Source organism: Streptomyces sp. NPDC000151, from assembly GCF_040301705.1.
Taxonomy (GTDB): Bacteria; Actinomycetota; Actinomycetes; order Streptomycetales; family Streptomycetaceae; genus Streptomyces.
Window position 1 is genome coordinate 69,357 of the sequence record NZ_JBEPFC010000008.1, and the last position, 26,178, is coordinate 95,534.

The 26,178-nt window shown below is 73.1% G+C and carries 27 protein-coding genes; 17 read left to right on the forward strand and 10 right to left on the reverse strand.

Going from position 1 to position 26,178, the window contains the following annotated elements:
• From sufU to ABT381_RS04775, 9 genes are all read left to right on the forward strand, one after another.
• Window positions 1-459 carry a Fe-S cluster assembly sulfur transfer protein SufU gene (gene sufU / locus ABT381_RS04735; protein ID WP_031065219.1) on the forward strand — a complete coding sequence of 153 codons (459 nt, stop codon included), beginning with the start codon at window positions 1-3 and terminating at the stop codon, window positions 457-459.
• Window positions 456-821 (forward strand): metal-sulfur cluster assembly factor, encoded by a 366-nt coding sequence (locus ABT381_RS04740; protein WP_351587659.1) that lies wholly within the window; start codon window positions 456-458, stop codon window positions 819-821. The genes sufU and ABT381_RS04740 overlap by 4 nt, the downstream gene beginning before the upstream one ends.
• A 95-nt stretch (window positions 822-916) precedes the next feature.
• Entirely contained in the window at window positions 917-3,784 is a 2,868-nt protein-coding gene (locus ABT381_RS04745; protein WP_351587662.1) for an ATP-binding protein, read from the forward strand.
• Between the two features lie 129 nt (window positions 3,785-3,913).
• Window positions 3,914-4,315: a hypothetical protein gene (locus ABT381_RS04750; RefSeq protein ID WP_351587664.1), complete on the forward strand. Its 402-nt coding sequence runs from the start codon at window positions 3,914-3,916 to the stop codon at window positions 4,313-4,315.
• A 31-nt stretch (window positions 4,316-4,346) separates the two neighbouring features.
• Window positions 4,347-4,739, forward strand: coding sequence for a hypothetical protein (locus ABT381_RS04755; RefSeq protein ID WP_351587667.1), 393 nt, complete (start codon window positions 4,347-4,349; stop codon window positions 4,737-4,739).
• Between the two features lie 67 nt (window positions 4,740-4,806).
• Window positions 4,807-5,127 (forward strand): DMT family transporter, encoded by a 321-nt coding sequence (locus ABT381_RS04760; protein WP_351587670.1) that lies wholly within the window; start codon window positions 4,807-4,809, stop codon window positions 5,125-5,127.
• Window positions 5,127-5,702 carry a TetR/AcrR family transcriptional regulator gene (locus ABT381_RS04765; protein WP_351587673.1) on the forward strand — a complete coding sequence of 192 codons (576 nt, stop codon included), beginning with the start codon at window positions 5,127-5,129 and terminating at the stop codon, window positions 5,700-5,702. The genes ABT381_RS04760 and ABT381_RS04765 overlap by 1 nt, the downstream gene beginning before the upstream one ends.
• A 43-nt stretch (window positions 5,703-5,745) precedes the next feature.
• A complete protein-coding gene (dapD, locus tag ABT381_RS04770; RefSeq protein WP_351587676.1) occupies window positions 5,746-6,729 on the forward strand; it encodes a 2,3,4,5-tetrahydropyridine-2,6-dicarboxylate N-succinyltransferase in 984 nt (327 codons plus the stop codon).
• Between the two features lie 95 nt (window positions 6,730-6,824).
• Window positions 6,825-7,631 (forward strand): EI24 domain-containing protein, encoded by an 807-nt coding sequence (locus tag ABT381_RS04775; RefSeq protein ID WP_351587678.1) that lies wholly within the window; start codon window positions 6,825-6,827, stop codon window positions 7,629-7,631.
• Here ABT381_RS04775 and ABT381_RS04780 read toward each other — a convergent pair.
• Entirely contained in the window at window positions 7,621-9,450 is a 1,830-nt protein-coding gene (locus ABT381_RS04780; protein WP_351587681.1) for a DUF8508 domain-containing protein, read from the reverse strand. The two genes, ABT381_RS04775 and ABT381_RS04780, sit on opposite strands and share 11 nt — an antisense overlap.
• A gap of 245 nt (window positions 9,451-9,695) precedes the next feature.
• Between ABT381_RS04780 and ABT381_RS04785 the strand changes: the two genes are divergently transcribed.
• The gene (locus ABT381_RS04785) at window positions 9,696-11,177 is read left to right on the forward strand and encodes a hypothetical protein (protein WP_351587684.1); all 1,482 of its coding nucleotides are present in this window, start codon (window positions 9,696-9,698) and stop codon (window positions 11,175-11,177) included.
• A gap of 51 nt (window positions 11,178-11,228) precedes the next feature.
• Here ABT381_RS04785 and ABT381_RS04790 read toward each other — a convergent pair whose 3' ends face one another.
• On the reverse strand, window positions 11,229-11,672 hold the full coding sequence (locus ABT381_RS04790; protein ID WP_351587687.1) for a hypothetical protein: 444 nt from the start codon (window positions 11,670-11,672) through the stop codon (window positions 11,229-11,231).
• A gap of 14 nt (window positions 11,673-11,686) precedes the next feature.
• Window positions 11,687-12,844: a chymotrypsin family serine protease gene (locus tag ABT381_RS04795; RefSeq protein ID WP_351587689.1), complete on the reverse strand. Its 1,158-nt coding sequence runs from the start codon at window positions 12,842-12,844 to the stop codon at window positions 11,687-11,689.
• Window positions 12,845-13,167: 323 nt separating this feature from the next.
• On the opposite strand from ABT381_RS04795, the gene ABT381_RS04800 reads away from it, so the two are divergent.
• A complete protein-coding gene (locus tag ABT381_RS04800; RefSeq protein ID WP_351587779.1) occupies window positions 13,168-14,604 on the forward strand; it encodes an alkaline phosphatase PhoX in 1,437 nt (478 codons plus the stop codon).
• Between the two features lie 46 nt (window positions 14,605-14,650).
• Here the strand turns inward: ABT381_RS04800 and ABT381_RS04805 are convergent, their stop codons facing one another.
• Window positions 14,651-15,514 (reverse strand): class I SAM-dependent methyltransferase, encoded by an 864-nt coding sequence (locus ABT381_RS04805; protein ID WP_351587692.1) that lies wholly within the window; start codon window positions 15,512-15,514, stop codon window positions 14,651-14,653.
• Window positions 15,515-15,609: 95 nt separating this feature from the next.
• Here ABT381_RS04805 and ABT381_RS04810 point away from each other — a divergent pair, with 95 nt between their 5' ends.
• Window positions 15,610-16,647 (forward strand): MsnO8 family LLM class oxidoreductase, encoded by a 1,038-nt coding sequence (locus ABT381_RS04810; protein ID WP_351587695.1) that lies wholly within the window; start codon window positions 15,610-15,612, stop codon window positions 16,645-16,647.
• On the opposite strand, the gene ABT381_RS04815 is transcribed toward ABT381_RS04810, so the two are convergent.
• Entirely contained in the window at window positions 16,632-16,856 is a 225-nt protein-coding gene (locus ABT381_RS04815; RefSeq protein WP_351587698.1) for a GntR family transcriptional regulator, read from the reverse strand. The two genes, ABT381_RS04810 and ABT381_RS04815, sit on opposite strands and share 16 nt — an antisense overlap.
• A 137-nt stretch (window positions 16,857-16,993) precedes the next feature.
• On the opposite strand from ABT381_RS04815, the gene ABT381_RS04820 reads away from it, so the two are divergent.
• A complete protein-coding gene (locus ABT381_RS04820) occupies window positions 16,994-17,284 on the forward strand; it encodes a hypothetical protein (protein ID WP_351587701.1) in 291 nt (96 codons plus the stop codon).
• Here ABT381_RS04820 and ABT381_RS04825 read toward each other — a convergent pair.
• The 3 genes from ABT381_RS04825 to ABT381_RS04835 form a co-directional block, all read right to left on the reverse strand.
• A complete protein-coding gene (locus ABT381_RS04825) occupies window positions 17,259-18,539 on the reverse strand; it encodes a TerD family protein (RefSeq protein WP_351587782.1) in 1,281 nt (426 codons plus the stop codon). The genes ABT381_RS04820 and ABT381_RS04825 overlap by 26 nt on opposite strands.
• 105 nt (window positions 18,540-18,644) lie before the next feature.
• Window positions 18,645-18,917: a GlsB/YeaQ/YmgE family stress response membrane protein gene (locus ABT381_RS04830; RefSeq protein ID WP_351587703.1), complete on the reverse strand. Its 273-nt coding sequence runs from the start codon at window positions 18,915-18,917 to the stop codon at window positions 18,645-18,647.
• 139 nt (window positions 18,918-19,056) lie between these two features.
• On the reverse strand, window positions 19,057-19,866 hold the full coding sequence (locus ABT381_RS04835; protein ID WP_351587706.1) for an NAD-dependent epimerase/dehydratase family protein: 810 nt from the start codon (window positions 19,864-19,866) through the stop codon (window positions 19,057-19,059).
• A gap of 181 nt (window positions 19,867-20,047) precedes the next feature.
• On the opposite strand from ABT381_RS04835, the gene ABT381_RS04840 reads away from it, so the two are divergent.
• Window positions 20,048-21,247 carry a hypothetical protein gene (locus ABT381_RS04840; RefSeq protein WP_351587708.1) on the forward strand — a complete coding sequence of 400 codons (1,200 nt, stop codon included), beginning with the start codon at window positions 20,048-20,050 and terminating at the stop codon, window positions 21,245-21,247.
• Window positions 21,248-21,284: 37 nt separating this feature from the next.
• Here the strand turns inward: ABT381_RS04840 and ABT381_RS04845 are convergent, their stop codons facing one another.
• Window positions 21,285-22,055 (reverse strand): IclR family transcriptional regulator, encoded by a 771-nt coding sequence (locus ABT381_RS04845; RefSeq protein ID WP_351587711.1) that lies wholly within the window; start codon window positions 22,053-22,055, stop codon window positions 21,285-21,287.
• Between the two features lie 121 nt (window positions 22,056-22,176).
• On the opposite strand from ABT381_RS04845, the gene ABT381_RS04850 reads away from it, so the two are divergent.
• Window positions 22,177-23,703: an aldehyde dehydrogenase (NADP(+)) gene (locus tag ABT381_RS04850; RefSeq protein WP_351587714.1), complete on the forward strand. Its 1,527-nt coding sequence runs from the start codon at window positions 22,177-22,179 to the stop codon at window positions 23,701-23,703.
• A gap of 23 nt (window positions 23,704-23,726) precedes the next feature.
• Window positions 23,727-24,257 (forward strand): GNAT family N-acetyltransferase, encoded by a 531-nt coding sequence (locus ABT381_RS04855; protein ID WP_351587717.1) that lies wholly within the window; start codon window positions 23,727-23,729, stop codon window positions 24,255-24,257.
• Here the strand turns inward: ABT381_RS04855 and ABT381_RS04860 are convergent.
• On the reverse strand, window positions 24,232-24,885 hold the full coding sequence (locus ABT381_RS04860) for a class I SAM-dependent methyltransferase (RefSeq protein ID WP_351587720.1): 654 nt from the start codon (window positions 24,883-24,885) through the stop codon (window positions 24,232-24,234). The two genes, ABT381_RS04855 and ABT381_RS04860, sit on opposite strands and share 26 nt — an antisense overlap.
• A 181-nt stretch (window positions 24,886-25,066) precedes the next feature.
• On the opposite strand from ABT381_RS04860, the gene ABT381_RS04865 reads away from it, so the two are divergent.
• Window positions 25,067-26,152, forward strand: a complete 1,086-nt coding sequence (locus ABT381_RS04865; RefSeq protein ID WP_467754771.1) for an aminotransferase class V-fold PLP-dependent enzyme — start codon at window positions 25,067-25,069, stop codon at window positions 26,150-26,152.
• Window positions 26,153-26,178: the final 26 nt, after the last annotated feature.

The following is a 26,178-nucleotide window of genomic DNA, read 5'->3' on the forward strand; positions in this document are numbered from 1 at the left end:
GTGAAGCTGGATTCCATGTACCAGGACGTCATCCTGGACCACTACAAGCACCCGCACGGCCGGGGCTTGCGGGACGGCGACGCCGAGGTGCACCACGTCAACCCGACCTGTGGCGACGAGATCACCCTGCGCGTCCGCCTGGACGGCGCGACCATTGAAGACGTGTCGTACGAGGGCCAGGGCTGCTCCATCAGCCAGGCCAGCGCGTCCGTCCTCAATGAACTCCTGGTCGGCAAGGAGCTCGGCGAGGCGCAGCGGATCCAGGAGACCTTCCTGGAGCTGATGCAGTCCAAGGGCCAGATCGAGCCCGACGACGCCATGGAGGAGGTGCTGGAGGACGCCGTCGCGTTCGCCGGCGTCTCGAAGTACCCCGCCCGCGTCAAGTGCGCCCTCCTGAGCTGGATGGCGTGGAAGGACGCGACCGCCAAAGCCCTCTCCGAGGAGGCGAAGACCGCATGACCGAGAACGCAAGCGCCGCGGAGACCGTTGAGGCGCCCGCCGCGGCCCTCAAGCCGGCCTCCGAAGAAGAGGTCCGCGAGGCCCTGTACGACGTCGTCGACCCCGAGCTGGGCATCGACGTCGTCAACCTCGGCCTGATCTACGGCATCCACATCGACGACGCCAACATCGCCACCATCGACATGACGCTCACCTCGGCGGCCTGCCCGCTGACCGACGTCATCGAGGACCAGGCGAAGTCCGCCACGGACGGCATCGTCAACGAACTGCGGATCAACTGGGTCTGGATGCCCCCGTGGGGCCCGGACAAGATCACCGACGACGGCCGTGAGCAGCTGCGGGCGCTGGGGTTCAACGTCTGACGTTTCCCGGCCGCCGAGCCGCACACAACCAACCGATGGGGTACTACGCTGAGTAGTGCCCCATCGGCTTTTCCGGGGACGAGGACGGCGCGACGATGACGGCTGACGACGTCGGCCGGAGCGGTGCCACTGCCCAGACCCTGCTACTGGACCGCCGGGCCGAGCAACGGACGATTCACGACACCCTCACGGCCTTCGCGGCCGCTCCCAGCGCGCGGCACGGACCGCTGCTCTTCGCCGGCAGGCTGGGGCTCGGCAAGAGCACCCTGCTGGAGATGGTCCGGCAGGAGGCCCGGGAACTGGGCCTCACCCACCTCGATGCGTGCGGCTTCCCGCACGCCGGCCGGGCCTACCTCATGGCACGGCAGTGGTTCCTCGCCGAGGCGCGCCCCCTGCTGCTCCAGCCGCTGGAACGCAGCGTGCTGGGGCTGGAGACGCAGGGCCGGCTGGTCGACCGCGGCGTGAACAGCATCCTGCCCGCCCTGGAACGCGCGGACGCCTTCGACGCGCTCGACGCCCTCAGCAGCCGCGTGGCGTATCTGCGCGGCCCGCTCGTCCTGCTGCTGGACGACGCGCACTGGGCCGACCGGAATTCCGTCGACTGGCTGCACCGGCTCCTCAGACAGCAGCCGACGGCGCCGGTACTCGCCGTCCTGGCGTGCAGCCCCGAGGAACCCTCGCCCACCGAGCGCTCGCTCGGGGAACTGGCCACCCTGCCGGGCACCGTGCACAGGGAACTGCGTCCGCTCGCGTTCCCCGCCGTCCGCGCGCTGGCCGGCACGCTGTTGGGCGAAGAGCCCGACGCCGCGTTCAGCAGCGCGCTGTACCGGGCCACGGGGGGCGTGCCGCTCAGCGTCGTCGACACCCTGCGCAGGGCGGCGGCGGAGGGAGTGCGGCCCACCGCGAGCGCCGCCGGCCTGATCGACCAGTACGCGATGACCGGGATCGGGCAGGGGCTGCTGCCGCGGCTCGGCCGGCTCGGCCCGGCGCACCTCCGGATGGCGCAGGCAGTGGCGGTACTGGGCCCGAACGCCACCCTCAGCACGGCCGGACGCCTGGCAGGGCTCCCCCCGGCCAGGGCCGCCCAGAGCCTGGACCGGCTGCGCGACGCCATGGTCCTGGACCCCGAGCGGGTGCAGTTCGACCACCCGCTCTACGCCAAGGCCGTCTACGACGCGATTCCCAGTGGCGAGCGCGGTGGGCTGCACGCCCGGGCCGCCCGCCTGCTCACCGATGCCGGACACGGCCCCGAGGTGGCCGCCGTGCACGTCATGGCCGCTCCGCCGGACGGCGATCCCTGGGCCGTCGAGCAGCTGCGCGCCGCCGCCGCCCGGAGCCTGGCCGCGGGCGCTCCCGAGGACGCCGACCGGCTGCTGGCCCGCGCCCAGGACGAACCCCCGCCGTCCGGCCTCCTCGCCGACCTCCACTACGAGCGCGGCGTCGCCACCTACCCCATCGATCCACAGCAGTCGGCCGTCCACCTCCGGGCCGCGCTCGGCGACACCGGACCGCACGAAGCCGCCGTCCGGCTGCTGGCCAAGGCGCTCGCCCACGAGAACCGGCTCGCCGAGGCCGTCGGCCTGCTGGAGAAGGAGTACCGCAGGACCGGACGGCCCAGCAGCAGCCGGCAGCGGCTGATGGCCGAGTGCTTCCTGTGGAGCGCGTTCTGGGAGGAGGAAGGGGACGCCGGCCCCCGCCACCGGCTGCTGCGCCGGCTGTGCGACCGGATCACCACCAGCACGCCCGAGACGCGCCGGCTGCTGATCCTCCGCGCCTGGTACGCCACGCTGCGGGGCGAACCGGTCGCCACCGCGCTGCGCGCCGTACGGCTGGGAACGGCTGTGGGCCTGGTGTGGACCGGTGACGACGGCGACTTCGACTGCGGTGTGCTGGCGGCGCTGGTGTACCTGTACTGCGGCCGCACCCGCCGCGCGGAGGAGATGCTCGACGCCGGCATCGCCGAACTGCGCGGCCGGAACTGGTCCGGCGGCCACCTCGCCCTCGCCCGCAGCTCGCGCGCCCTGGTCCTGCTGCACACCGGCCGGCTGGCCGCCGCCCAGAGCGAGAGCGAGCACGCGCTGGACATCGCCGCGGGGCTGCGCCCGATGACACATGCGCGGTGGTACGCCCTGAGCACCGCGATCAGCGTGCTGCTGGCCCGCGGCAAAACGGCGGAAGCGGCGGAGCTGAGCGCCCGCGAGCGGTTCACCGAGCCGTTCCCCTCGGCGGTCGTACTCCCCGCCCCGCGCTGCGTGCTGGCGGAGCTGCGGATCGCGCAGGGCCGCACCGCCGAGGCCGAGGCGCTGCTGACCGCGGTGCGCGAGCGGCAGACCGCCCGGCACGCGGAGAACCCCGCGGGGTGCCCGTGGCAGCCGCTGCTCGCGCTGGCCCTGAGGGGACGCGACCGGGAGGCGGCCCGCGCACATGCCTGGCAGGCGGTGGAGCGCGCCCGTGAGTTCGGTGTCCCGACGGCCACCGGAACGGCGCTGATCGCGGCCGGAATCGTGGCAGGAGGCGCGGACGGGCTGCCGCTGCTGGCGGAGGCCGTCGAACTGCTGCGGTCCACGGACGACGCGTACGCCTATGCCAGGGCCCTGACCGAATACGGGGACGCGCTGCGCAGGACAGGGCGGACGACCGAGGCCCGGGAGGTGCTGCGCACCGCACGGTCGGTGGCGTGCCAGGTCGGCGCCGAGGGGCTCGCCGAACGGGCGCTGGCCGCACGGCGGCTGGCGGGCGGACGGGAGCGGACACCGGTCGGCCCCGGGCTGGAAGGGCTGACCGAGCGGCAGGTCGAGGTGGGCGCCCTGGCCGCCGCCGGGCTGACCAACAGGGCCATTGCCACCCGCCTGAACATCACCGCGCACACCGTCAGCAAGCACCTCACGGAGATCTACAAGCACCTGGGTGTCACCCGCGAAACGCTGCGCGACCTGCCCTGGCCGCCCGTCGATCCCTGGTAAGCGGAACGTCCGCTTAAGAGTAGAGGGGGGTCGGTAATCGACGCCCCGCCTCCATATGCCGCACGCTCAGAACGTAGGGATCCGGCCGGACCGGCTCCGGGACGGCGGACCGGGCGAAGGGGGTTGGGCATGTGGCATCCATGGCGAGGAGCGGCGGCTCGCGGCAAGCGGGTCGGATGGGAAGAGAAGACGTACCGGAAGGGCCTGGACGCCGTGCGGCGCAATGATCCGGCCGTGGCCCGCAGGTACTTGGAACGGCTGCTGAGCGCCGCCGACGCGCCGTCCGCCGCCTGGTCCAGCAGCGCGGCGAGGGGGCTGTTCACCTTGGCGGGGCTGGACGCGGCCGAGGGCCTGCTGCTCACGGCGAGCTCGCGCTACGCCGCCAGTGCCGGCGTGCTGGAGAGCGCGCGGAACCGGGCCGAGCGGGACGGGGACGAGGAAGAAGCCTCCCTGCTCGCCGAGTTCCGCGACCTCGCGCGCTCGGTCGCGGGCGACCTGGCGGCGAACTGCGGTGTCGCGTTCCGCGGCTGAAGCAACAAGGAAGAGCAGGAGGGCCGAAGGAATGCTGGGCATATCGGCCGGCCGCTCGCCACATGTGCGCTGGCGGGGCGAGATTCGGCTGCGCAAGAGCGACAGGGGTGGCGAAGGCGGCTTCTCCCTGGATTCGGTACCCCCGTCGGCGACCGCCGTCGACGACGACCTGCGCATGTACCCGAGCGGCATCAGGGTCGCGACCGGCCGTTGTGTGGACCTGGGGCCGGGCGTCGTGGCTCCGCAGGCGGCCGTGGTCAGGAAGGCGCTGGCGGCCGCCTTCCCGGCCGCTCTCTGTCTCGTGCCCGTACGGCCCTTGGAGCGCTGGGTCGCCATGGTCACCCGCCGGGGCCGGATCGCCCTCGTGCGGCCCATGGCCGAGGACGCGCAGGTGGTGGTGGTCCTGGTCCAGGTATGGGAGTGACCGCGCCGGACAGTGCGGCGCACCATGTTGTGTACGCCCGTACGCATCGTTGTGTACGCTCGTACGTATGGCCTATGTGACGCTTGGCGCGGCAATCCTTGTGGAGGTGCTGGCCACGACGGCGATGAAGTACAGCGACGGGTTCACGAAGCTGTGGCCCTCGCTCGGCACCGCGGCGGGGTACCTGATCGCCTTCGTGCTGCTCGCGCAGACGCTGAAGACGATGAGCGTGGGGACCACGTACGCCATCTGGTCGGGGGCCGGGACCGCCGTGATCGCGGCGATCGGGATGCTGTTCCTCGGGGAGGCGGCGAACGCGGCGCGGCTGATCGGGATCGTACTGATCATCGTCGGCGTGGTCGTCCTGAATCTGGGCGGGGCGCACTGATGCCGCGGCGGTACGACCCCGAGCGGCGGCAGCGGATCATCGACGCGGCGATCCGGGTGGCCGAGGAGCGCGGCATCGGGGCGCTCAGCCACCGCGTGGTCGCCGCGGCGGCGGACGTGCCGCTGGGCTCGACGACGTACCACTTCGCCTCGCTGGACGACCTGCTGGTGGCCGCGCTGCGGCAGGTCTGCGGCGAGCCGGGGACCGCGGTGGAGAGCTGGACGGAGTACCTGGAGCGGGACGCGCCGCTCGCGGACCGGATCGCGGACCTGCTCCGGGCGTACATGGACGACAGCCGGCGCGGGAGGGTGCGGATGGAGTACGAGCTCTACCTCGCGGCGCTGCGGCGGCCAGCCCTCCAGGAGGTGGCCGCCGAGTGGCTGGACGGCACGCTGGAGGTGCTCGGCCGGTACACCGACCCCGGCACCGCGCGGACGCTCGGCGCGCTGATCGACGGGATGCTGCTGCAGCTGCTGCTCACCGACCGGCCGTTCGACCGCGCGGAGGTACGGGCCGAGGTGGCGCGGGTGGTCGGCGAGGAGCCCGTACCGGGCGGTCGTACGTCTGACCGCTGAGACCGGTTCGCCAGGCCGGGGGCCCGCCGGTTAGGTTTTCCGCATGACCGAAGCTACCTCCCGTACGACCGGCGCCGTCGCCGCCGGACTCGCCACCGTCGCCGCCGACGGCACCGTCCTGGACACCTGGTTCCCGGCGCCCGAGCTCGTCGCCGAGCCCGGCCCGGCCGGTACCGAGCGGCTGACCGCCGAGCGCGCCGCCGAACTGCTCGGCGAGGCCGCGCCCAAGGCGCTCGGCCCCGACGCCCGCCGCGGCGTGGAGATCGTGGCCGTGCGCACGGTCATCTCCTCCCTGGACGACAAGCCGCTGGACACGCACGACGTCTACCTGCGCCTCCACCTGCTCAGCCACCGTCTGGTGCAGCCGAACGTCCAGAGCCTGGACGGCATCTTCGGTCTGATGGCCAACGTCGCCTGGACCTCGCTCGGCCCCGTGGCCGTCGACCAGCTGGAGACCGTGCGGCTGAACGCCCGCGCCGAGGGCCTGCACCTCGCCGTGTACGGCGTCGACAAGTTCCCCCGGATGACGGACTACGTCGCCCCGGCGGGCGTCCGCATCGCCGACGCCGACCGGGTCCGCCTCGGCGCGCACCTCGCGGCCGGCACCACCGTCATGCACGAGGGCTTCGTCAACTTCAACGCCGGCACGCTCGGCACCTCCATGGTCGAGGGCCGGATCAGCCAGGGCGTCGTGGTCGGCAACGGCTCCGACATCGGCGGCGGCGCCTCCACCATGGGCACCCTCTCCGGCGGCGGCAAGGAGCGCATCCGCATCGGCGAGCGCAGCCTGGTCGGCGCGGAGGCCGGTGTGGGCATCGCGCTGGGCGACGAGTGCGTGGTCGAGGCGGGCCTGTACATCACCGCCGGTACCCGCGTGACCATGCCCGACGGCCAGATCGTCAAGGCCGCCGAGCTGTCCGGCGCCGACAACATCCTCTTCCGCCGCAACTCCACCACCGGCGTGGTGGAGGCCCGCCCGAACAACGCGGAGTGGGGCGGCCTGAACGACGTGCTGCACCACAACTGACGCGTACGGTGCGCCGGCCGACGGCCCGTGCGATCCGGAACCTCCGGATCGCACGGGCCGTCGGCGCTGTCAGTGGTCCCCGCTAGTCTTGCCGTATGCGTGATCTTGTGGCGGGGCTGGGGTACTGGGGCAAGGGGCAGCGCTGGGTCGCGCGGCACGGCCGGTGGTGGGGGTTCGGGCTGCTGCCCGCGCTGCTCACGCTCGTGCTGTACGCGGTCGCGCTGACCGGCTTCTTCTTCTGGGCGGACGACCTCGCGGCCTGGGCGACGCCGTTCGCCGACGGCTGGGGCTCGCCCTGGCAGGGGCTGCTGCGCGGGCTGTTCGTCGCGCTGCTGGTCGCGGGCGGCCTGCTGCTGTCCGTGCTGACCTTCACCGCCGTCACGCTGCTGGTCGGCGACCCGTTCTACGAGTCGCTGTCGGAGAAGGTGGAGGAGTCCGAGGGGGACTGCCCGGAGGGGCCCGGCCTCTCGCTGTGGCGGGAGATATGGATCGCGCTCAAGGACAGCGTGTACGTCCTGCTGCGCGCGGCCGGCTTCGGGCTGCTCTTCTTCCTGCTGGGATTCGTGCCGGTCATCGGCCAGACCGTGATCCCGGCCATCGGCTTCTGCGTCTCCGGCTTCTTCCTCACCCTGGAGCTGAGCTCGGTGGCCCTGCAGCGCCGCGGGATACCGGTGCGCGAGCGGCTGCGGCTGCTGCGCGGCCGCAAGGCGCTCGCCGTCGGCTTCGGCACCCCGCTCGTGCTGCTCTTCCTCGTGCCGTTCGTCGCCGTGGTCCTGATGCCGGGCGCGGTGGCGGGCGCGACGCTGCTGGCACGCGACCTGGTGGGGGAGCCGATACGGGAGCAGGGGCCCGAGGGCGGCGCGGGAGAGGCCCCCGCGCCGCACCCCGGATTCACGGCCTGACGCGCAGCACCTGCGGGTCGTGGTCGCTGGCCTGGTCGGCGAACTCGGCGTTGAGGTGCACGATGTCGTAGTCGGCGCGGGACAGCGCCGGGCTGGTCAGCACGTGGTCCAGCGCCTGGGAGTTGCCGTTGTAGACGTAGCCGTAGCGCTCGGCCTTCGGGAGCCGGTTCACCTGGTCGGTGAGGACGCCGCCCGCGGTGAGCTTCTTCAGCGCCGGGGAGAACTGGTAGTCGTTCAGGTCGCCCGCGACGATCACGGCGGCCTTCCGGTCGACGGCGAGCACGTCCGACACGAAGCCGTGCACGGCCTCGGCCTGGGCGGTGCGCTGGGCCTCGGAGGTGCGGGCCGGCGGCTGGAAGCGGCTGTCCAGGCCCTGGTCGCCGCCCTTGGAGTTGAAGTGGTTGGCGACCACGAAGACCGGCTTGCCCTGGAAGGAGAACTGGGCGGCGAGCGGCTTGCGGCTGTCCTTCCAGGCCGCGTTGGCCGGGTCGATGCGGCCGGGGGAGGCGGAGAGCGCCGGGCGGCCGTCCTTCTTCTCGACCTTCACCGGCGTCGTCGCGTCGCCGCCGGGCGTGTCCGTGAAGGAGACCCGCTCGGGGTTGTAGAGGAAGGCGACGCGGATGTTGCCGCCGGGCTGGCCGCCGTCCTGGTCGTCGGCCGGGTCGATCTGCCGCCACTCGTAGGCGGGGCCGCCCGCCTTCTTGATGGCGTCGGTGAGCTTCTTGAGCGTGGCGCCCGCGGTCACCACCGAGTCGTTCGTGGGCCCGTTGTCGTCCTGCACCTCCTCCAGGGCGACGACGTCGGGCGAGGCGAGGTTCTTCACCAGCGCCTCGGCCAGCCGGTCGAACTTGGCCTGCGCGGTCTTGGGCGAGAGGTTCTCCACGTTGTAGGTGGCCACCGAGAGCTCGTCCGCCGACTGCTTGCGGGTGGTCTCGCGGGCCGGCCCGTGGTCGGCGAGCGTGCCCAGGTCGCTCGCCTCGATCGTGTAGCCGCCGAAGTTGTCGTAGTCCAGCGGCCCGGCGGTGGTGCCGGTCAGCGCGTCGCCGACGTCGGCGACCGGGAAGGGCCGCTCGGCGAACGGGATCAGCGAGGTGATCTTGATCCGGCCGGGGTTCGGATCGGCGTACGAGCCATACAGCGTGCCGCCGCGTGCGGTGCGGTTGTGGCCGGACTCGGCGGTCACCCACAGCTCGTTGTGGGTGTTCGTGGGGCCGACGACCGGCGCGTCGGAGACCGCGACCCGCATGCCCTCCAGCGACTCGTAGCGGTCCAGCGCGTAGCTGCGGGGGCGCAGCTTCAGCGGCTCGATGTCCTTGCCGCCGTTGTCCGGGGCGTATCGATTCGGCACGGACCCGGGGGTCAGCGTGAACGCCGCGGGGAGACGATTCTTCGCCGAGCTCACCGTCCATTTCGCGCCAGTGATCTCGGTGACGGACTGCAGCCCGGCGTCCTTGCCGCCGGGGTAGTACTCGCTGACCGTGCCGGTCACCTCCACCGCGTCCCCCACGGCGACCTCGGGGGTCTGCTTCCCGGTGAAGACGAAGACGGCCTCGCTGGTGGCCGGGTCGCGGTCCGGCTGCGGGTCCTGGAACCAGAAGCCGCGCGCGGACCCGAAGGCCCGTACGGCGGTGACGACGCCCGGCACCCCGGCGACCTGCTTCCCGGCCAGCGGGGATATTCGGGTACCGCCCTGGATGTCGTGGATCCTGGCGTCGGCCGCCGCGGCGGACTGCGGGACGGCGAGCAGGCCGGCGGCGAGGGCCGCGGCGGCTGCCGAGGCGAGCGTGAGCGGTCTGCGGAGCGTTCGGCGGGACGGCATGGTGGCCTCCGGAAGCGTGGGGAAACGAGGGAGGAACTGCGTATCGGAGACGGTCCGCTACGCGCGTCAATCTCTTGTGTGCCGCCGGTAGTTGTCAATACTCGCCCGGTGCACGGCGCCGGGCGGGCCGGTGAACCGCCCGTCAAGGTGGACCGGGCGGGCCGGTGAACAGCCCGGGATCATCACGATTCCGTCTACGCTTGGCGACGCACCAGCAGTAGTCCGCCCGAGGAGCTGAACCTTAGATGTCCGACGAGCGCCCCACCCTTCCCCCGGTGCGGCTGCACCCCGAAGCGGAGCTGGCCAGGGACGCGCTGAGCGCCCCCCTCTTCGCCCGAGCGGCGAAGCTCGCCCGCTGGGCCGAGCGCGAGGTACCGGTCGGCGTCGGCGGCGACCTCCTCGAAGAGCAGCTCGCCGAGGCCGCCGTCCACCTCGGCCTGGCCGTCGACGAGGACGGCACCGGCTACGCCGCCGAGGCGTGGCAGCTGGCCGTGGACACCGGCCTGGTCGAGATCGACGAGCACGCGGGCGAGGACGAGGACCTGCCCGACGGCGCCCCCTCCGGCACCGCCACGCCCGGCGAGGAGCTGCGCCTGCTGACCGCCGGCAGCCCCCAGGACGTGCTGGCCATCTGGCTCGGCGGCATGGAGACCGTACTGGCCGACGCCGCGGCGCCCGACCTCGGCGACCTCGTGGAGCAGATCGCCGAGGGCGGCGAGCTGGACCTGGACTCCATCGACTGGAATCCGGAGGACGAGGCCGAGCTGCTGGACGGCATCCTCGGCAACCTCTACATGCTCTGCGCGCTGGCCGAGGACCCGGAGCAGAGCGTGCCGCTGCCGGCGCTCGCCGCTTCCATGATCGTCCCGGCCGACATGGACGAGCCCACCGACGACATCCTCGAAGAGGTCTCCGAGGCGATGATGCGCCTGGACGACCAGTTCCGGGTGCTGGAGCCGATCGGCCTGGTCGCGTACCAGCCGGTGGACGAGGCGCTCATCGAGGAGCTGGACGAGGACGGCGAGACCGTACGGTCCGCCGAGCCGCTGGAGGAGGAGGACGTCAGCCGGTACGGCATGGTCCGGCTCACCCCGCTCGGCATGTACGCGGTCCGCGCGCGGATGCTGGACGCGGGCGTCGAGGCCCCGGCCGTCGGCGACCTCGCGGGCAAGGGCGCCGACGTGCTGCTCGGCGCGCTGCCCGACTACCCCGAGACGCTGGCGCAGGCCGAGTCCGAGCAGTGGCTCGCGGCCCGCGACGGCCTGACCGCGGCCCGGGACCTGCTGGCCGCCGCGCGCGGCGACGACGACCGGGCGCCGCAGCGCCGGCTCGCCTGCCAGCAGACCCTGTCGCTGGTCGGCCCGGAGGCCGAGCCCGCGCTCCGCGAGGTACTGGACGACCGGCAGCTGGGCGGGCTGGCCCGGGTCTGGCTGGCCGAGCACGGCGCGGCCGGCATCCCCGAGCCCTCCCAGGAGATGATCTTCTGGCTGACCGTGGACACCCTCGCGGCGCAGCTGGGCACCGCCGACGAGGACGCGGCAGAGCTGCGGGACCTGGTCGAGGGGCTGGTCGGTCAGCACACCGGCTTCTTCGACGCGGTCTGGCGGGTCGACCACCCGGCCACCGCCGACGTCCTGGAGGCGATGGGCCGGCTGCACCCGGACAAGAAGGCGGCCAAGGAGGCCCGCAAGGCGGCCTTCAAGGCCCGCTCCAAGAAGGACGGCTGACGGCCCGTCGGTACTGGGTGGTCCCGGCGGGCCGCCGGTCCGTCGGGGCCCTCAGCACAAGTACTGCGTCGTGTGCGGGAAGGACGCGGACTGGCCGTTGAAGCCGTACGTACCGCGGTAGGACAGCGGCACCTGGAACTGGCCGACGACCGTCATGCTCTGGGCACAGGTGCCCGATCCGCCGGGGCGTGCGGCCCGCAGCACCAGCCGGGGGCCGAGCTCGCCGCCGGTGATGTCCCACGGGGCGCCGCAGATGCCGGAGGTGATCCGGCCGCCGGTGACGACGTGCGGGTAGGTGTTGGGGTTGTAGGTCACCTCCATGTCGAAGGTGAGCGCTCCGTTGTTGAGCCGCATCTTCGCGGTGACCCGCAGCGCCTCGGCCGATACGTCGCGCTGCGCGGCGAAGGCCTCGTCGCGCGTCTTGACCTCGGAGCCCTGGGCGTTGATGAACCGGTGCTCCCGCCCCTGGCCCTGCTTCCTGGCTGCGCTCGTCATGGCTTCGCTCCCCGTCAGGCCAGTTGCTCGGCGATCTCGACGCGCAGCAGCGCGCGGACGTTCTCGATGTGGTTCGCGATCGTGACCTGCTGCGACCCCGCGAAGAGCAGCCCGACGGCGACATTGTCGACCGAGGTGATCAGGGAACCGGAGTCCCCGCCTGCCGACATGTTGGTGGTGATGATCTGGTCCTTGAAGCGCGCGGTGCCGGCCGTGCCGTACGAGACGTCGATGGTCGCGTCGGTGGAGAGGATCCGGCCGATCGTCAGGTTGGTGGTCCGGCCGACCTTCTTCACCCGGTCGCCCACCGCCACCTGTGTCTTGCGCCGCCAGGCCCGCGGCGGGCCGTTGAAGTACTGCTGGCGGGTGGCGTCGTGGAACTCCACCTTCGCCAGCGCCGCGTCCACGATGTTGTTCTGCTGCGTCAGCGGGACCTGCGGCGCGAACTGGATCGCGACGAAGCGGGTCAGCGTGCCGATCCGGTCGGCCGGGTCGAGGCCGCCGTCCGCGGGGCCGGGCTGCACCACGGGGGTGCCCAGCGGCGCCCGGTTGGCGTCCGCGAGCACGTGGTTGTTGCTCATGATGTAGTACGTCGCCGGGATGCCGGTGCCGGGCTCCGGCGGGTTGATCTGCGCGTCGGGCAGCAGGTCGTAGACCACGCTGCCGAGCGTGCCCGCGGTGATCCGCACGCTGCCGACCGAGAAGCCGGCCGGGCACGGGCGGATCTTGCGGGTGAGGCGCTGCGGCTCGGCGGCCGTGCGGAGCCGGCCGAGTTCCCGGCCCAGCTCGTCCAGCAGCGGCCGGTCCAGCAGTGAAGTACCGCCGTCGGGGCCGAAGCCGGACTGCTCCTCCGTGCCGCCCGGTGCGGTGAGGCGGGGGTGCTGGGCCGCGACGTGGCCGACGGCCACCACGTCCGTCGGCGTGCCGTCGTCCATCTCGTGCGGGACCACGTCCCGTTCGGACAGCACCGACTCGGGGACCTTCTGGGTCACGAAGACCAGGACCGCTTCCTCGCCCGTCGGCTCGCCGCCCGTCCACTTCACGCCGTGGCCGAAGCCGACGACGTTGGCGAGCGGGTGCTGCGGGTTCATGAAGTCCGCCAGCGCCTGTTGGCGTGCGGTGTCAGGGACCTGTCCGCCGGTGGGGCCGCGCATCATCTCGGGCTGGTTCACACCAGACCACCTCTTCCCCGGTGGGCGACCCGGCGCCCGGCCGTGCGCGCGCCGGGCAGGCGGGCGACGGCTCCCGGGGCGGGGACCGCGTGTGCGTGGGTAGGCACTGTCTATTGCCGGGCAACGCGGCGGTCAAGGCGGAAAGCCAGAAATCTTGTAGTTGGCGGTGGGATGCCGTGGATGACCTTCTTTGCCATGGTTCTCCGTCGTGCGGAGAAACGGTTCCTGGACGTCGTGTCCCGTTCAACTGGTGTTCGGCGACGCACGGGAACGTGTGCCGCGCAGACACAGGGGACTAGGAACCGGCCATCTTGGAGACGACAATGCCGCTCACCCGCAGGGACTTCGCCAAGCGCTCCGCGTACACCGGCGCCGGAGTGGCGCTGGCCGGCAGCGTCGGGGTGCTGGCCACCGCGCCCGGCGCCGTCGGCGCGGAGGCGCAGCACGTTCCCGCAGGTCAGGACGGCGCGCGCCTCGGCTACGGCCCGCTGATCGAGGACCCGAAGGGCATTCTCGCGCTGCCCGCCGGCTTCAGCTACAAGATCATCACCCGGACCGGCGTCACCAAGCTGGAGAGCGGCGAGTACACGCCCTCCAACCACGACGGCACCGCCACCTTCGAGGGTCAGCGCGGCGCGACCCTGCTCGTGAACAACCACGAGCTCAAGGGTCCGCGCGCCGACTGGCCGCACCCGGTGCCGCTCACCCGGGGCCACGTCTACGACCCGGCCGCGTCCGGCGGCTGCACGGTCGTCGAGGTCGCGCACGACGGCTCGCACGTGAGCGAGTGGGTGGGCATCGCCGGCACCTCCACCAACTGTGCGGGCGGCCGCACACCTTGGGGCACCTGGCTGTCCGGTGAGGAGACCGAGGACAAGGCCGGCGACCACGGCATGACCAAGGATCACGGGTACGTCTTCGAGGTCGACCCGTACGACCAGAAGGCCAACCGGGACCCCAAGCCCGTCAAGGCGTTCGGCCGGTACCCGCACGAGGCCGTCGTCGTCGACCCCAAGCGCGGTCATGTCTTCCTCACCGAGGACGCCTCCGGCCCGAACGGCCTGCTCTACCGCTGGACCCCGCCGCAGGGCTTCAAGCACGGCCGCGGGCAGCTGCGCACTCTGGCCGACAATGCCGGTGTGCTCGCCGCGTTCAAGTGCTTCGACTCCGGCGGCCGCTTCGTCGACGACCTCTCCCGGGCGACCGAGCCCGGCACCGTCTACGGCGTGGACTGGGTCGAGGTCCCGGACCGGGACGCCCGCACCACTTCGGTGCGCAAGCAGTTCAAGGACGGCGAGGTCACCCGCGCCCGCAAGCTGGAGGGCATGTGGTGGGCGGACGGCGGCGTGTACGTCGTCTCCTCCTTCGCCCGCGAGGAGAGCCCGGTCCAGCACGACGGCCAGGTGTGGTTCTACAACCCGGCGCGCCGCACGCTGACCCTGAAGGTCCGCTTCGGCGTCAACCCGCACCCCGAGCAGGACGGCGCCTTCGACGGCCCCGACAACATCAGCGTCTCGCCCTACGGCGGGCTGATCATCGCCGAGGACGGCGAGGGCGTGCAGCACCTGTTCGGCGCCACCGAGGACGGCCGGACCTACCCCGTCGCGCGCAACGAGCTGAACATCGGCACCGCGGAGGAGCCGGAGTACAGCGAGTTCACCGGGCCCGTCTTCTCGCCCGACGGGAAGACCCTGTTCGCCAACATCCAGGAGCCGGGCATCATGCTCGCGATCACCGGTCCTTGGCGGCGGCAGCGCTGACCGGTCGCCCGACCGGCCGGGCCGGGGGGAGCCCGGCCCGGCCGGATCAGCCGGTTTCCGGGCTCTCCGGCCGGTCGGCGGTGAGCACGTAGTAGTCCAGCAGCCCCTTCTCGTACGCGGTCAGGAACCGGCGCGGCCACAGGTCGCGCAGCTCGGGGACCTGGCCGAGGTACCGGTCGTACGCGGCCCACACCGATTCCCCGATCGTCCGGATCCGCAACTCCGACAGCCCGGCCGCCGCCAGCGTGGCGGTCACGTCGTCCGCCACGTGGGCGAGGTCCAGGCCGTCGGCGTAGGTGGGCAGCAGTCCGGGCAGCGCGCGGGCGGCCTCCTGGTGGGTGGCCAGGAACGTCGTCAGCACCAGCCGGCCGCCCGCGCGCAGCACCCGCGCCGCCTCGCGCGCGAAGCCGGGCACGTCGGGGAAGTGCTGGGCGGCCTCGACGGAGAACAGGCAGTCCACCGAGGCGTCCGGCAGCGGCAGCCGCTCGGCCGCGCCGCGCCGGTAGTCCAGCCGCCCCGGGTGCGCGTCGCGTACAGCGGCGTTCCGCTCCCGTGCCCGGGCGACCTGGTCCGGATGCACGTCCACCCCCAGGACCGAGCCGAAGCCGTACTCGCACAGGGCGAGGGCCGAGCCGAGCCCCAGCCCGCAGCCGACCTCGACGGCGTCCTGCCCCTCCGTACGCTCGAACGCGCGCAGGACCAGTCGGTACAGCTCCTGCTCCGTACGGATCCGGTCGCCTTCGGTCAGCGGACCGTCCTTCGGCGCGTCCGCCCAGTACCCGAAGTTGATGAACCCACCGGCGAACGCGGGCACATGACTGAGGTCGAAGGTCCCGTAGATCTCGTCGACAGGGGCGGGGACGGGCGCGGGGGAGGGGGCGGGGACTTCGGGTGGCTGGTCGGCGGGCATCCGGGCTCCTCGCGTGCGGCCGGGCGGACGCCGGGACGCCGGGGCGGCCCGCCGGACGTCCGGAATCCTGGGCGGCGGAAAACGTTGTACGGAAGGTGAACTCGACGACAGCGGCCCCACGATTCTCGGTCCTGGACCGGTCCCGCACCAGAGCCGGACGGCCGCAGGCCGAAGCCCTCCAGGAAACCGTGCGCTTCGCCCAGCAGGCGGAGAAGCTCGGCTACCACCGCTTCTGGGTCTCCGAGCACCACAGCGTGCCGGGTGTGGCCGGTTCCGCGCCCACCGTCCTCGCCGCGGCCGTCGCCGCGGCCACGGAGCGGATCCGTGTCGGTACCGGCGGCGTGATGCTGCCCAACCACCGGCCGCTGGTCGTCGCCGAGCAGTTCGGCGTGCTCGCCTCGCTCTTCCCCGGCCGGATCGACATGGGCCTGGGCCGCTCGGTCGGCTTCACCGACGGCATCCGCCGGGCGCTGGGCAGCGGCAAGGACGCCACGGCGGACTTCGGCGCCCGGCTCGCCGAGCTGACCGGCTGGTTCACCGGCACCCAGACCGCCCACCCGCAGGTCCACGCCCGGCCCGCCGAAGGACTGACCGTCCCCGCGTTCGTGCTGGCCACCGGGGCGGGCGCGGACATCGCCGCGGAGGCCGGGCTCGCGCTGGTGATCGGCGACGTGCGCGGCCGGGAGGCGCTGGTGCGTGCCGTCGAGCGCTACCGGGCGGCCTTCCGGCCCTCCCCGCTCTGGGAACGGCCGTACGTCGTCGTCTCCGCGACCGTCGCGGTGGCCGCCACCACGGAGGAGGCCCGCCGGCTGCTGCTCCCGGAGGCGTGGTCGATGGCGTACTCCCGGACGCACGGGGTCTTCCCGCCGCTGGAGCCGGCCGAGGCCGTACTCGCCCGCGAGTCCACGATGACCGCCAAGGAGCGGCAGCTCTACGAGGCGGCGCTGGCCGGCCAGATCCACGGCACGGAAACCGAGATCCGCCCGGCCGTCACCGACCTGCTCGCCACCACAGGCGCCGACGAACTACTGGTCACCACGAGCACGTACGACCGCGCCGCGCAGCTCGACTCTTACCGACGGCTGGCGGCGGTGGCCGAGCTGGGTCGCGGGGTCGCTCAACCCGTGACGTAGCTGCCGGCACCCAGGACCGTGCGCAGGCGGCCCTCCTTACGGAGCTGAACGACGGCCTTCTGGACCGTCGACTGGGTTACGCGGTACTCAGCGGCCAGCGTGACCGTGCCGGGGAAGCGTTCACCAAGGTCCCACTCTCCGGCATCGAGACGACGGCGGAGGTCAGCGGCCACTTGCGGCCAGACCGGCACTGAGCGATCAAGGTCCATACCTACAGCGTGCGCGGAGCCGCGTCAGCGTGCTACCGCGTAACCGCGATACCGCGTAAGGTTGGGCCCGAAAGGGCCCCGGCGGCCGGATCGCACCCGGCCCCGGGGCATGGCCGACGCTACGAAGGAGCGACGACATGGAGACCCTACGACGGCTGCCGTGGACCGAGGAAGGGCGGGCGGCCTACGTGCCGTTGGGCGACGGCATCGTGAATCACCTGGCCGATGTCATGGAGGCCGAGATCCTGGGCACGGCGAAGGCCGACGTGTCCCGGGCTCGCGCGCTGGTCGGCGACTCGGCAGCCTCCAGGACGGAACTGTGCAGGGCCGTCCAGTACCTGGCTTGTGCGGTCGAGGACGCTGCCCTCGTCGCCGACCTCCGTGCGGAGCGACTCGCCTCCGTCAGAGCGCCTGGGCGGCCGGTTTGACCATGCCGCGGACCGTGCGGGAGTCGACGAACTCGCCCAGGGCCGTCATCTCCCACTCGCCGCTGTACTGCCGGATCAGCTTGGCCATCAGTACGCCCGTCCGCTTCTCCGAGCCGGTCAGGTCGAAGCGGACCAGCTCCTCGCCGGACTGGGCGTCCAGCAGGCGGCAGTACGCCTTGGCGACGTCGGTGAACTTCTGGCCCGAGAAGGAGTTCACCGTGAAGACCAGGCCCGTGACCTCCGGGGGGAGGCCGCCGAGGTGGACCGTGATCGCCTCGTCGTCGCCCGCGCCCTCACCCGTGAGGTTGTCCCCGGAGTGCTGGATCGCGCCGTTGAGGATCGCGAGCTTGCCGAAGAAGCAGTTGTCGATCTTTTTGCGGTCCGGGCCGTACGCGATCACTGACGCGTCGAGGTCGATGTCCTTGCTGCGGAACGCGGGCTCCCAGCCGAGGCCCATCCGGACGGAGGAGAGCAGCGGTTGGCCGCCCTTGACCAGGGAGACGGTCTGGTTCTTCTGGAGGCTGACGCGGCCCTTGTCGAGGTTGATCTTCCCCGCACTGGCGGGGGACGGTGCCGGGGCCGGCGGCGGCGCGGGGGTGCCCAGGGAGCCCGGGGCGCCGGGGACGGCGGTCGGCGGGGCGAGCGGGGCGGGGGCGCCGGTGGGCGGGCCCCACTGGCCGGCGCTCGGCGCGCCCGGGTGCGGCGGCGCCGGGGGCGTGGCGGGCTGCTGCGGCGCGACGGGCGCCGCGACCGGCGCCGCGGGCTCCTCGACGCTGACGCCGAAGTCCGTGGCGATGCCCGCCAGGCCGTTCGCATAGCCCTGGCCCACCGCGCGGACCTTCCAGGCGTCGCCGCGGCGGTACACCTCGACCACCACCAGGGCGGTCTCGGAGCCCAGCTGGGGCGGGGTGAACGTGGCGAGCACGCTGCCGTCGTCGGCGCTGCGGACCGTCGCCGTCGGCTCCGTGCCGGCGAAGGTGGCGCCCGGCGCGTCGAGGCTCGCCGTGACGACGATCTTGTCGATGCCGGGCGGCACGGCGGCGGTGTCCACCGTGATCGTGTCGCCGCCGCCGCTCGTGCCCGCGGTGTGGGTCACGCCCGGACCGCTCGGTTGGTTGTAGAAGACGAAGTCGTCGTCGGAGCGGACCTTGCCGTCGGGGGTCAGCAGCAGGCCCGACACGTCCAGCCGCACGGGAGCGGTGACGTCCACCGCGACCCGCGCTGCGGAGAGCGGGAGATTCGAGCCAGGAGTCATAGCGGTCATGCCCCCAGTAACGACCGGCACCGCTTTACGGTTCCATTACCCGCTCGATCCTCCGCCGGCCGTGGGACGCGCGCCTCAGTACCGAGGCGCGCCGTATCAGTTCCGGGCGCGGGAGTTCCCGAAGAGCAGCCGGTAGATGATCAGCAGGACCAGGGCGCCGGCGATGGAGGCGACCCACATGGCCGGGTCGAAGAAGTCCTTCGGTATCGGGCGGTCGAGGAACTTCGTGGAGAGCCAGCCGCCCACGAAGGAGCCCACGATGCCGGTCAGGGTGGTGCCGACCAGGCCGCCCGGGTCCCGTCCAGGCAGCAGGACCTTGGCGATGACGCCGGCGACCAGCCCCAGTACGAGCCAGCTGACGATGCCCATGATGGTGTTCCTCGTTCCTGCAAGGGGTTGTTACGCCTTCAAGGACGCGAGGACACCGCCCGAAGTTCCGTGCGGTATGCCACCACCGGCCACGACCAGCCGACACCGGCCGCCATCGGCCACCGACGGGCGGCGGACCTCAGTACGGCCAGATCGGCGGGTCCGTGCAGAACGCGCCGCCCAGGTGCGCGTGTTCGGGGTTCTCCGGGTCCAGCTCGCCCTGCGCGGCGAGGAGTTCGGCGGCGTACTCCTCGGAGTCGTCCTGCGGCTCGTAGCCGAGCGCGCGGGCGCTGCTCAGGTCCCACCACAGCCGGGTGTTGGCGGAGGAGCCGTAGACGACGGTGTGGCCGACCTCCTCGGCGGTGAGGGCCGCGTGGAGGAGCCGGGCGCAGTCGGCGGGGCTCATCCAGATCGACAGCATCCGCACGGACGTGGGGCGCGGGAAGCAGGACCCGATGCGGACGGAGACGGTCTCCATGCCGTGCAGGTCCCAGTAGAGCGCGGCCAGGTCCTCGCCGAAGCCCTTGGACAGCCCGTAGAAGGTGTCGGGGCGGCGCGGGGTGTTCACGGATATCGCGGCCGAGCCGTCGCGCGGGCGCGGCGTGAAGCCGACGGCGTGGTTGGAGGAGGCGAAGACGATCCGCCGCACGCCTTCCTCGCGCGCCGCTTCGTAGAGGTGGTACGTGCCCTCGATGTTGGCCTTCAGGACCTTCTCGAAGGAGGACTCCAGGGAGATGCCCGCGAGGTGGATCACCGCGTCGACACCGTGCACCGCCTTGCGCAGCGCCTCCCGGTCGGCGAGGTCGGCGACGATCGCGTCCGGCTCGCCCTCGATGGGCAGGCGGTCGAAGAGCCGCAGTCGGTAGCCGTACGAGGGCAGTAGTTCGCGCATCAGGGTGCCGAGGCCGCCGGCGGCTCCGGTGAGCAGGACGGTGCGGGGTGCGGTCATGGGCGTCAACGTAAAGAAGGGACGTGCTCCGGTCAAGATGGTGGACGGGTAAGGGCTCTTGACCCGCAGAGTGCGCTGTTTTAGCGTCGTCGCGTTCACTCACATGGACACCGGCCATGGATGCGTCTGCACAGCGTCTGTGTACGCGTCTCTGCGGTTGTGGTTCTTCGAAGGGATCTCGATGCGCGCCGCCGCCTTTCTCTACCCGTGGGACGTCGTCGGGGACCCGGACGCCGCGCGGCGCATCGCCGGGCTCGGCGTCGGGCAGGTCACCCTCGCCGCCGCCTACCACTCCACCCGCGCCCTCACCCCGCGCCACCCGGAGCACCGCGTCGTCACCGCCCGGCACTCCGCCGTCCTCTACCCGCCGTCCCCGGGGCGTTGGGCCGGCCGTGCGCTGCGCCCGTATGCGCAGGACTGGGTATCGGGGCCCGACCCGTACGCGGCGGCCGCCCGGGCGCTCACCGACGCGGGCCTGGAGGTGCACTCCTGGGTGGTGCTGGCGCACAACTCCCGGCTGGGCGCCGAGCACCCGGAGTCCGTCGTCCGCAACGCCTACGGGGACGCCTACCCCTGGGCGCCCTGCATCGCACGCCCCGAAGTGCACGACTACCTCGTCACCCTGGCCGCCGAGGCCGCCGTACGGCCCTGCACCCGCGGCACCGAACTGGAGTCCTGCGGCTGGTACGGCCTCGCCCACCTGCACGCGCACGACAAGACCGGCGGCGTCGGCCTCAGTGGCGCGGCGCAGTACCTGATGTCGCTGTGCTTCTGTACGGAGTGCCGGCAGGGGTACGCGGCGCTGGGCGCCGACCCCGAAGAGCTGCGCCGCGCCGTGGTGCGCGCGCTGGCCCCGGTGTGGGCGGGCGGCGGCGCCGGGGGAGCGGGTGACCGTGCGGGGGAGTGGGCCGAGGTGGCCGAGGCGCTCGGCAAGGAGTACACGGCGGTGGTCGCGGGCTGGCGGGACCGGGCCGCCGCGCGGCTGCAGCGCGACGCCGTGGCCGCCGTACGGGCCGCCGCCGGGCCCGACTTCCGCGTCCTGCTGCACGCCGACCCCGCACCGCACCGCTGCGGCGCCAACGCGGGCGTCGACCCCGAGCGGATCTTCGACCACGCGGACGGGGTGGTCGTGCCGTGCACCGGGAGCGCGTCGGACCGTGCCGCGGCGCTGGCGCCGTTCACGGGGCGCGGCGTCCGTGCCGCGAACTTCACGGTCGTCCGGGGCATGGGCGGCAGCCCGGACACGCTCGCGGCCGACGCCGCCCACGCGGCCGCGTCCGGCGCCGACGAGCTGCGGCTGTACCACGCGGGCCTGGCGTCCGACGTGGACCTGGAGGAGGTCCGTACGGCCCTCACGGAGCTGAGCGGCTCCGGCGCCTGAGCGGCCACGGCCGCGCAGAAGGCAGAAGGCGGAAGTACTACAGGCGGCGCGTCGCCAGCGTCAGCCGGTCCCGGGCGTCGAAGAGCGCGTCCTTGACCATCTGCTCGTGGGCCGGGGTGAGCCGGGCGACCGGCACCGAGCAGCTGATGGCGTCGCGGGCCGGCGTGCGGTACGGGATCGCCACCCCGAAGCAGCGCAGCCCGAGGGTGTTCTCCTCGCGGTCCACGGCGTACCCCTGCTCCCGTACCGCGTGCAGCTCCTCGATCAGCGCTTCGCGGTCGGTGGTGGTGTGCTCGGTGAGCGAGGGAAGCGTCTCCGGGAGCATCTTGCGCACCTGCTCGTCGGTGTGCGTGGCGAGCAGGGCCTTGCCGAGGGACGTGGAGTGCGCGGGCAGCCGGCGGCCGACGCGGGTGAACGGGCGCAGGTAGTGCTGCGACTGACGGGTCGCCAGGTAGACGACGTTGGTGCCGTCCAGGCGGGCCAGGTGGATGGTCTCGGTGGTGTCGTCCGAGAGCCGGTCCAGGGTGGGCCGGGCGGCGGCCACGACCTCGTCGCCGTCGATGTAGGACGTGCCGACGAGCAGGGCGCGCACCCCGATGCCGTACCGCGTGCCGGTGGCGTCCGTCTCCACCCAGCCGAGGTCGACGAGCGTGCGCAGCAGCATGTAGAGGCTGGACTTCGGATAGCCGACGGCCTCCTGGACGGAGGCGAGGCTGTGCATCCCGGGGCGGCCCGCGAAGTACTCCAGCAGTTCGACCGTCCGCACCGCGGACTTGACCTGTGATCCCCCGGTCTCGGCAGCCGGCATCGCCCTTGACCCCTCAGTTCGGACAGTCATAGAGTCCCAGAGTATTCATACTCCGGGACGAAGTTCAGTATATCGAACAACGCCCGGACTGCAGAAGTACTCGGCCCGGGAGGAATGCACGGTGGCAGCACCAGTCTGGAGTGTCGACCCCCGCAGCGGGAAGCAGCGCGAGGAGGTTGCGGCCGAGGCCACGGCCGAGGAGGTCGACGCGACCGTACGCGCCGCGCACGAAGCCCGCGGCTCGCTCGCCGACCGGACCGTGCGCGCCGCCTTCCTGCGCCGCGCCGCCGACCTGCTGGACCAGGCGGGCGAGGCGGTCATCGAGGCCGCCGACGCCGAGACCGCGCTCGGCCCGGGCCGCCTCACCGGAGAACTGACCCGGACCACCTACCAACTGCGCGCGTTCGCGGACATCGTCGACGAGGGCGCCTTCCTCGACGTGCACATCGACCACGCGAACCCGCAGCTCGCCCCGCCCCGCCCCGACCTGCGGCGCTACAAGATCCCGCTGGGTGTGGTCGCGGTCTACTCCGCCTCCAACTTCCCGCTGGCCTTCTCGGTGCCCGGCGGCGACACCGCCAGCGCCCTGGCCGCGGGCTGCCCGGTCGTCGTCAAGGCGCACCCGGACCACCCCGCCACCTCCGAGCTGTGCGCGGCCCTGCTGCGCCGCGCCGCCGCCGAGACCGGCCTCCCCGAGGCCGTGGTCGGCCTGGTGCACGGCTTCGACGCGGGCGTGGAGCTGGTCCGCCACCCGCTCGTCTCCGCCGCCGGCTTCACCGGCTCGGTACGCGGCGGCCGCGCGCTGTACGACGCGGCGGCGGCCCGCCCGCACCCGATCCCCTTCCACGGCGAGCTCGGCAGCCTCAATCCCGTCGTGGTCACCCAGGACGCCGTCGAGGAGCGCGCCGAGCAGATCGGCGCGGGCCTGGCCGGCGCGATGACGCTGGGCGTCGGGCAGTTCTGCGTCAAGCCGGGCCTGGTGCTGGTGCCCGAAGGCGCGGCCGGCGACGGGCTGGTCAAGGAGCTCACCGCCAAGGTCAGCGACACCGAGTCGGGCGTGCTGCTCGACCACCGGATGCGGGACGCCTTCCTCGCGGGGGTGCAGGCCCGCGCCCAGCTCCCCGACGTGGAAGCCCCGGTGACGCCCGGCGCGGGCGGCGAGCACACCGTGTCCGCCGGCTTCCTCACCCTGCCCGCGGCCCGGCTGGCCGCCGACGGCCCGCACGACCTGCTCCTGGAGGAGTGCTTCGGCCCGGTGACCGTCGTCGCGCGGTACGCCGACGACGCCGAGGCGACCGCCGTCCTCGGCCGGCTGCCGGGCAACCTCACCGCCACCCTGCAGCTCTCCACCGCCGAGGGTGCGGGCGAGGGCCGCGGCGGCGAACTGCTCGCCGAGATCACCGCCCTCGCCGGGCGCGTCGTGGTCAACGGCTGGCCCACCGGCGTCGCCGTGTCCCCCGCCCAGCACCACGGCGGCCCCTACCCGGCGACCACCTCCACCTCCACCTCCGTCGGCGGCACGGCCATCGAGCGCTGGCTGCGCCCGGTCGCCTACCAGGACACCCCGCCCGCGCTGCTGCCGCCCGAGCTGCGCGAGGAGAACCCGCTCGGCCTGCCCCGCCGGGTCGACGGCGTCCGCGAGGCGTAGCCGGACGGACGGGACACGACACCGTGCGGAATGCCGCGAGCGGCCCGGACCTCACCGTCCGGGCCGCTGCCCCGCGTGACCTCGACGCGCTGGCCGCGCTGCACTCCGGGGCGCGCGCCCGGTACTTCAGCGCCCGGCTGCCCGAAGCGCTCCTGGACACGCCCGCCGAACGTGCCCGTTCGCGCGAGACCTGGGAGCGGGCCCTGGCCTGCCCGGTGACGACGGTGCTGTGCGCCGAGCGGTCCGGCGCGCCGGTCGGCGTCGCCGCGTACCGGCCCGGCAAGGACGTGCCCCCGGACGGCGTCGAGCTGAGCCAGCTGCACGTCGATCCGGGCCACTGGCGCAGCGGCGTCGGCAGCGTGCTGCACGACGCCTGCGTCGCCGCCTGGCACGCGGCGGGCCACCCCCTCGCCCGGCTCCAGGTGTACTGGCACAACCGCCGGGCCCGCGACTTCTACGCCCGGCACGGCTGGCGGCCGGACGAGGGCCGCCGCCCGGCCCCCGACGACACCCACCTCAGCCTGGCGCTCACGCTGACTGCCGGCGCGCGATGAGCTGGAGCCGGCGTACGGAGTGACCGTGCAGCGCGCCGACGGTGTCGGTGCGCTCCTCGGCGACGGCGAAGCCGTGCATCCGCAGCAGCCGCCGCAGCTGCTCCGGCTCGTGGTGCCGCACCACCGCGCCGTCCTCGGTGCGGAAGACCCCGTAAGCCCCGAACTCGTCCTCGTACGCGGCGTACCGGGCACGCGCGCGCGGATCGGTCTGCAGCGGTACGTCGCTGAGGTGCACCAGCCCGCCCGGGCGCACCACGCGCGCCAGCTCCCCGAGGAGCGCGCGCTGCCCGGTGTCGTGCACCACCCGGCCGAGCGCCGCGAAGAGCAGCGCCGCGTCGTGGCGCCCGTCCTCGAAGGGCAGCGGCAGCCCGGGGCAGTGCGTGAGCGGCAGCCCGGGGTGCTCCCGCCGCCCGCGCTCGACCAGCGTCCGCGACCCGTCCACGCCCTCGGCCGCGTACCCCAGTGCGGCGAGCGCGGCCGTGCGCCGGCCGCTGCCGCAGCCGAGGTCCAGCACCCGCGCGCCGGGTGCCAGCTGCGACCGGAGGGCAGCGGGGTCGAAGGGATGGCCGACGGCGGGGTCGGTCCCGGCACTCTCCCAGGAGCCGAGACGTTCTTGCGGCGTAGTCATGCCCGGACCGTACCGGCGCAGGACGGCGCGGACGGCCGATGCACGGCAAGTGCATCGCCGAGCGCCGGAGGATAGCGCAAAACCGCCCATGGGTGCGTAAAACTGGTCCCTCCACCCCGACGGAGACGCCTTCCGGGCCCCTCTCCAAGCCGTCCTTTGAGCCCGGCCAAGAACTGTCGGGATGGACGCCGGGCCGTGCAACGATCACAGTGGTGCAATGACGCAACAGCGACTGGGCGGCGCGGAGTTCGCGCCCGAGACGACCTATCTGAACACCCCCGCCAGCGGCCTGCTGCCCGCGAGGACCAGGGCGGCGCTGCGCGACGAGATCGACGTCGCCACCTCGTACGGCACGATGGGCCACGACTACTTCGGCCCGGCGGACGCGGCGCGGGCTTCCTTCGCGCGGCTGCTGCACACCACCCCGGACCGGGTCGCCGTCGGCGGCTCGGTGGCCGTGTCCTGCGCGCTGATCGCCGCCTCGCTGCCCGAGGGCGCCGAAGTACTGCTCCCCGAGGGCGAGTTCAGCTCGGTGGCCAACCCCTTCTCGATGCGGCCGGGGCTGCGGGTGCGCACCGCGCCGCTGGAGGGGCTCGCCGACGCGGTGCGACCGGACACCGTGCTGGTCGCCTTCGCCGCGGTGCAGGCGCTGGACGGCCGGATCGCCGATTTTGCGGCCGTCCGGGACGCGGCCCGCGCGCACGGCGCCCGGACGCTGCTGGATGTGACGCAGGGCGCGGGCTGGCTGCCGCTGGACGCCCGGGAGTTCGACTATGTCGTGGGCGGCGCCTACAAGTGGCTGCTGTGCCCGCGGGGCGCGTCGTTCCTGGTGGTCGGCGCGGACGCGCCGAAGCCGCCCGCGGTGCACGCGGGCTGGGTGGCCGGCGCCGACCCGATGCGGTCCAACTACGGCCCGATCGAGCGGCTCGCCGAGGACGCCCGCCGGTACGACGAGCCGCCTGCCGTCCTCTCGTACGTCGGAGCCCGGCACTCCCTCGCGCTCCTCGAAGAGATCGGGGTGGCGGCGGTGCACGCGCACAACACCGCGCTGGCCGAGCGGTACCGCGCCGGCCTCGCCGAGCTGGGGCACGAGCCGCTGCCCGCACCCGGCTCCGCGATCGTCACCGTCCCCGGCCTCGCGGACGCGCACGCACGGCTGGCCGAGGCGGGCGTCGTGGCGGCCGTACGGGCGGGGAAGCTGCGGGCCGGCTTCCACCTGTACAACACGGCGGACGACGTGGACCGGCTGCTGAAGCTGCTCAAGTAGCAAGCGGGACCGGTGAGTTGGGGGTG

Bases quoted from the DNA above. Each gene is read 5' to 3' on its own strand.
- ABT381_RS04740 (WP_351587659.1), top strand. From the start codon at position 456: ATGACCGAGAACGCAAGCGCCGCGGAGACCGTTGAGGCGCCCGCCGCG.
- ABT381_RS04745 (WP_351587662.1), top strand. From the start codon at position 917: ATGACGGCTGACGACGTCGGCCGGAGCGGTGCCACTGCCCAGACCCTG.
- ABT381_RS04750 (WP_351587664.1), top strand. From the start codon at position 3,914: ATGTGGCATCCATGGCGAGGAGCGGCGGCTCGCGGCAAGCGGGTCGGA.
- ABT381_RS04755 (WP_351587667.1), top strand. From the start codon at position 4,347: ATGCTGGGCATATCGGCCGGCCGCTCGCCACATGTGCGCTGGCGGGGC.
- ABT381_RS04760 (WP_351587670.1), top strand. From the start codon at position 4,807: ATGGCCTATGTGACGCTTGGCGCGGCAATCCTTGTGGAGGTGCTGGCC.
- ABT381_RS04765 (WP_351587673.1), top strand. From the start codon at position 5,127: ATGCCGCGGCGGTACGACCCCGAGCGGCGGCAGCGGATCATCGACGCG.
- dapD (WP_351587676.1), top strand. From the start codon at position 5,746: ATGACCGAAGCTACCTCCCGTACGACCGGCGCCGTCGCCGCCGGACTC.
- ABT381_RS04775 (WP_351587678.1), top strand. From the start codon at position 6,825: ATGCGTGATCTTGTGGCGGGGCTGGGGTACTGGGGCAAGGGGCAGCGC.
- ABT381_RS04780 (WP_351587681.1), bottom strand. From the start codon at position 9,450: ATGCCGTCCCGCCGAACGCTCCGCAGACCGCTCACGCTCGCCTCGGCA.
- ABT381_RS04785 (WP_351587684.1), top strand. From the start codon at position 9,696: ATGTCCGACGAGCGCCCCACCCTTCCCCCGGTGCGGCTGCACCCCGAA.
- ABT381_RS04790 (WP_351587687.1), bottom strand. From the start codon at position 11,672: ATGACGAGCGCAGCCAGGAAGCAGGGCCAGGGGCGGGAGCACCGGTTC.
- ABT381_RS04800 (WP_351587779.1), top strand. From the start codon at position 13,168: ATGCCGCTCACCCGCAGGGACTTCGCCAAGCGCTCCGCGTACACCGGC.
- ABT381_RS04805 (WP_351587692.1), bottom strand. From the start codon at position 15,514: ATGCCCGCCGACCAGCCACCCGAAGTCCCCGCCCCCTCCCCCGCGCCC.
- ABT381_RS04815 (WP_351587698.1), bottom strand. From the start codon at position 16,856: ATGGACCTTGATCGCTCAGTGCCGGTCTGGCCGCAAGTGGCCGCTGAC.
- ABT381_RS04820 (WP_351587701.1), top strand. From the start codon at position 16,994: ATGGAGACCCTACGACGGCTGCCGTGGACCGAGGAAGGGCGGGCGGCC.
- ABT381_RS04825 (WP_351587782.1), bottom strand. From the start codon at position 18,539: ATGACTCCTGGCTCGAATCTCCCGCTCTCCGCAGCGCGGGTCGCGGTG.
- ABT381_RS04830 (WP_351587703.1), bottom strand. From the start codon at position 18,917: ATGGGCATCGTCAGCTGGCTCGTACTGGGGCTGGTCGCCGGCGTCATC.
- ABT381_RS04835 (WP_351587706.1), bottom strand. From the start codon at position 19,866: ATGACCGCACCCCGCACCGTCCTGCTCACCGGAGCCGCCGGCGGCCTC.
- ABT381_RS04840 (WP_351587708.1), top strand. From the start codon at position 20,048: ATGCGCGCCGCCGCCTTTCTCTACCCGTGGGACGTCGTCGGGGACCCG.
- ABT381_RS04845 (WP_351587711.1), bottom strand. From the start codon at position 22,055: ATGCCGGCTGCCGAGACCGGGGGATCACAGGTCAAGTCCGCGGTGCGG.
- ABT381_RS04860 (WP_351587720.1), bottom strand. From the start codon at position 24,885: ATGACTACGCCGCAAGAACGTCTCGGCTCCTGGGAGAGTGCCGGGACC.
- ABT381_RS04865 (WP_467754771.1), top strand. From the start codon at position 25,067: ATGGACGCCGGGCCGTGCAACGATCACAGTGGTGCAATGACGCAACAG.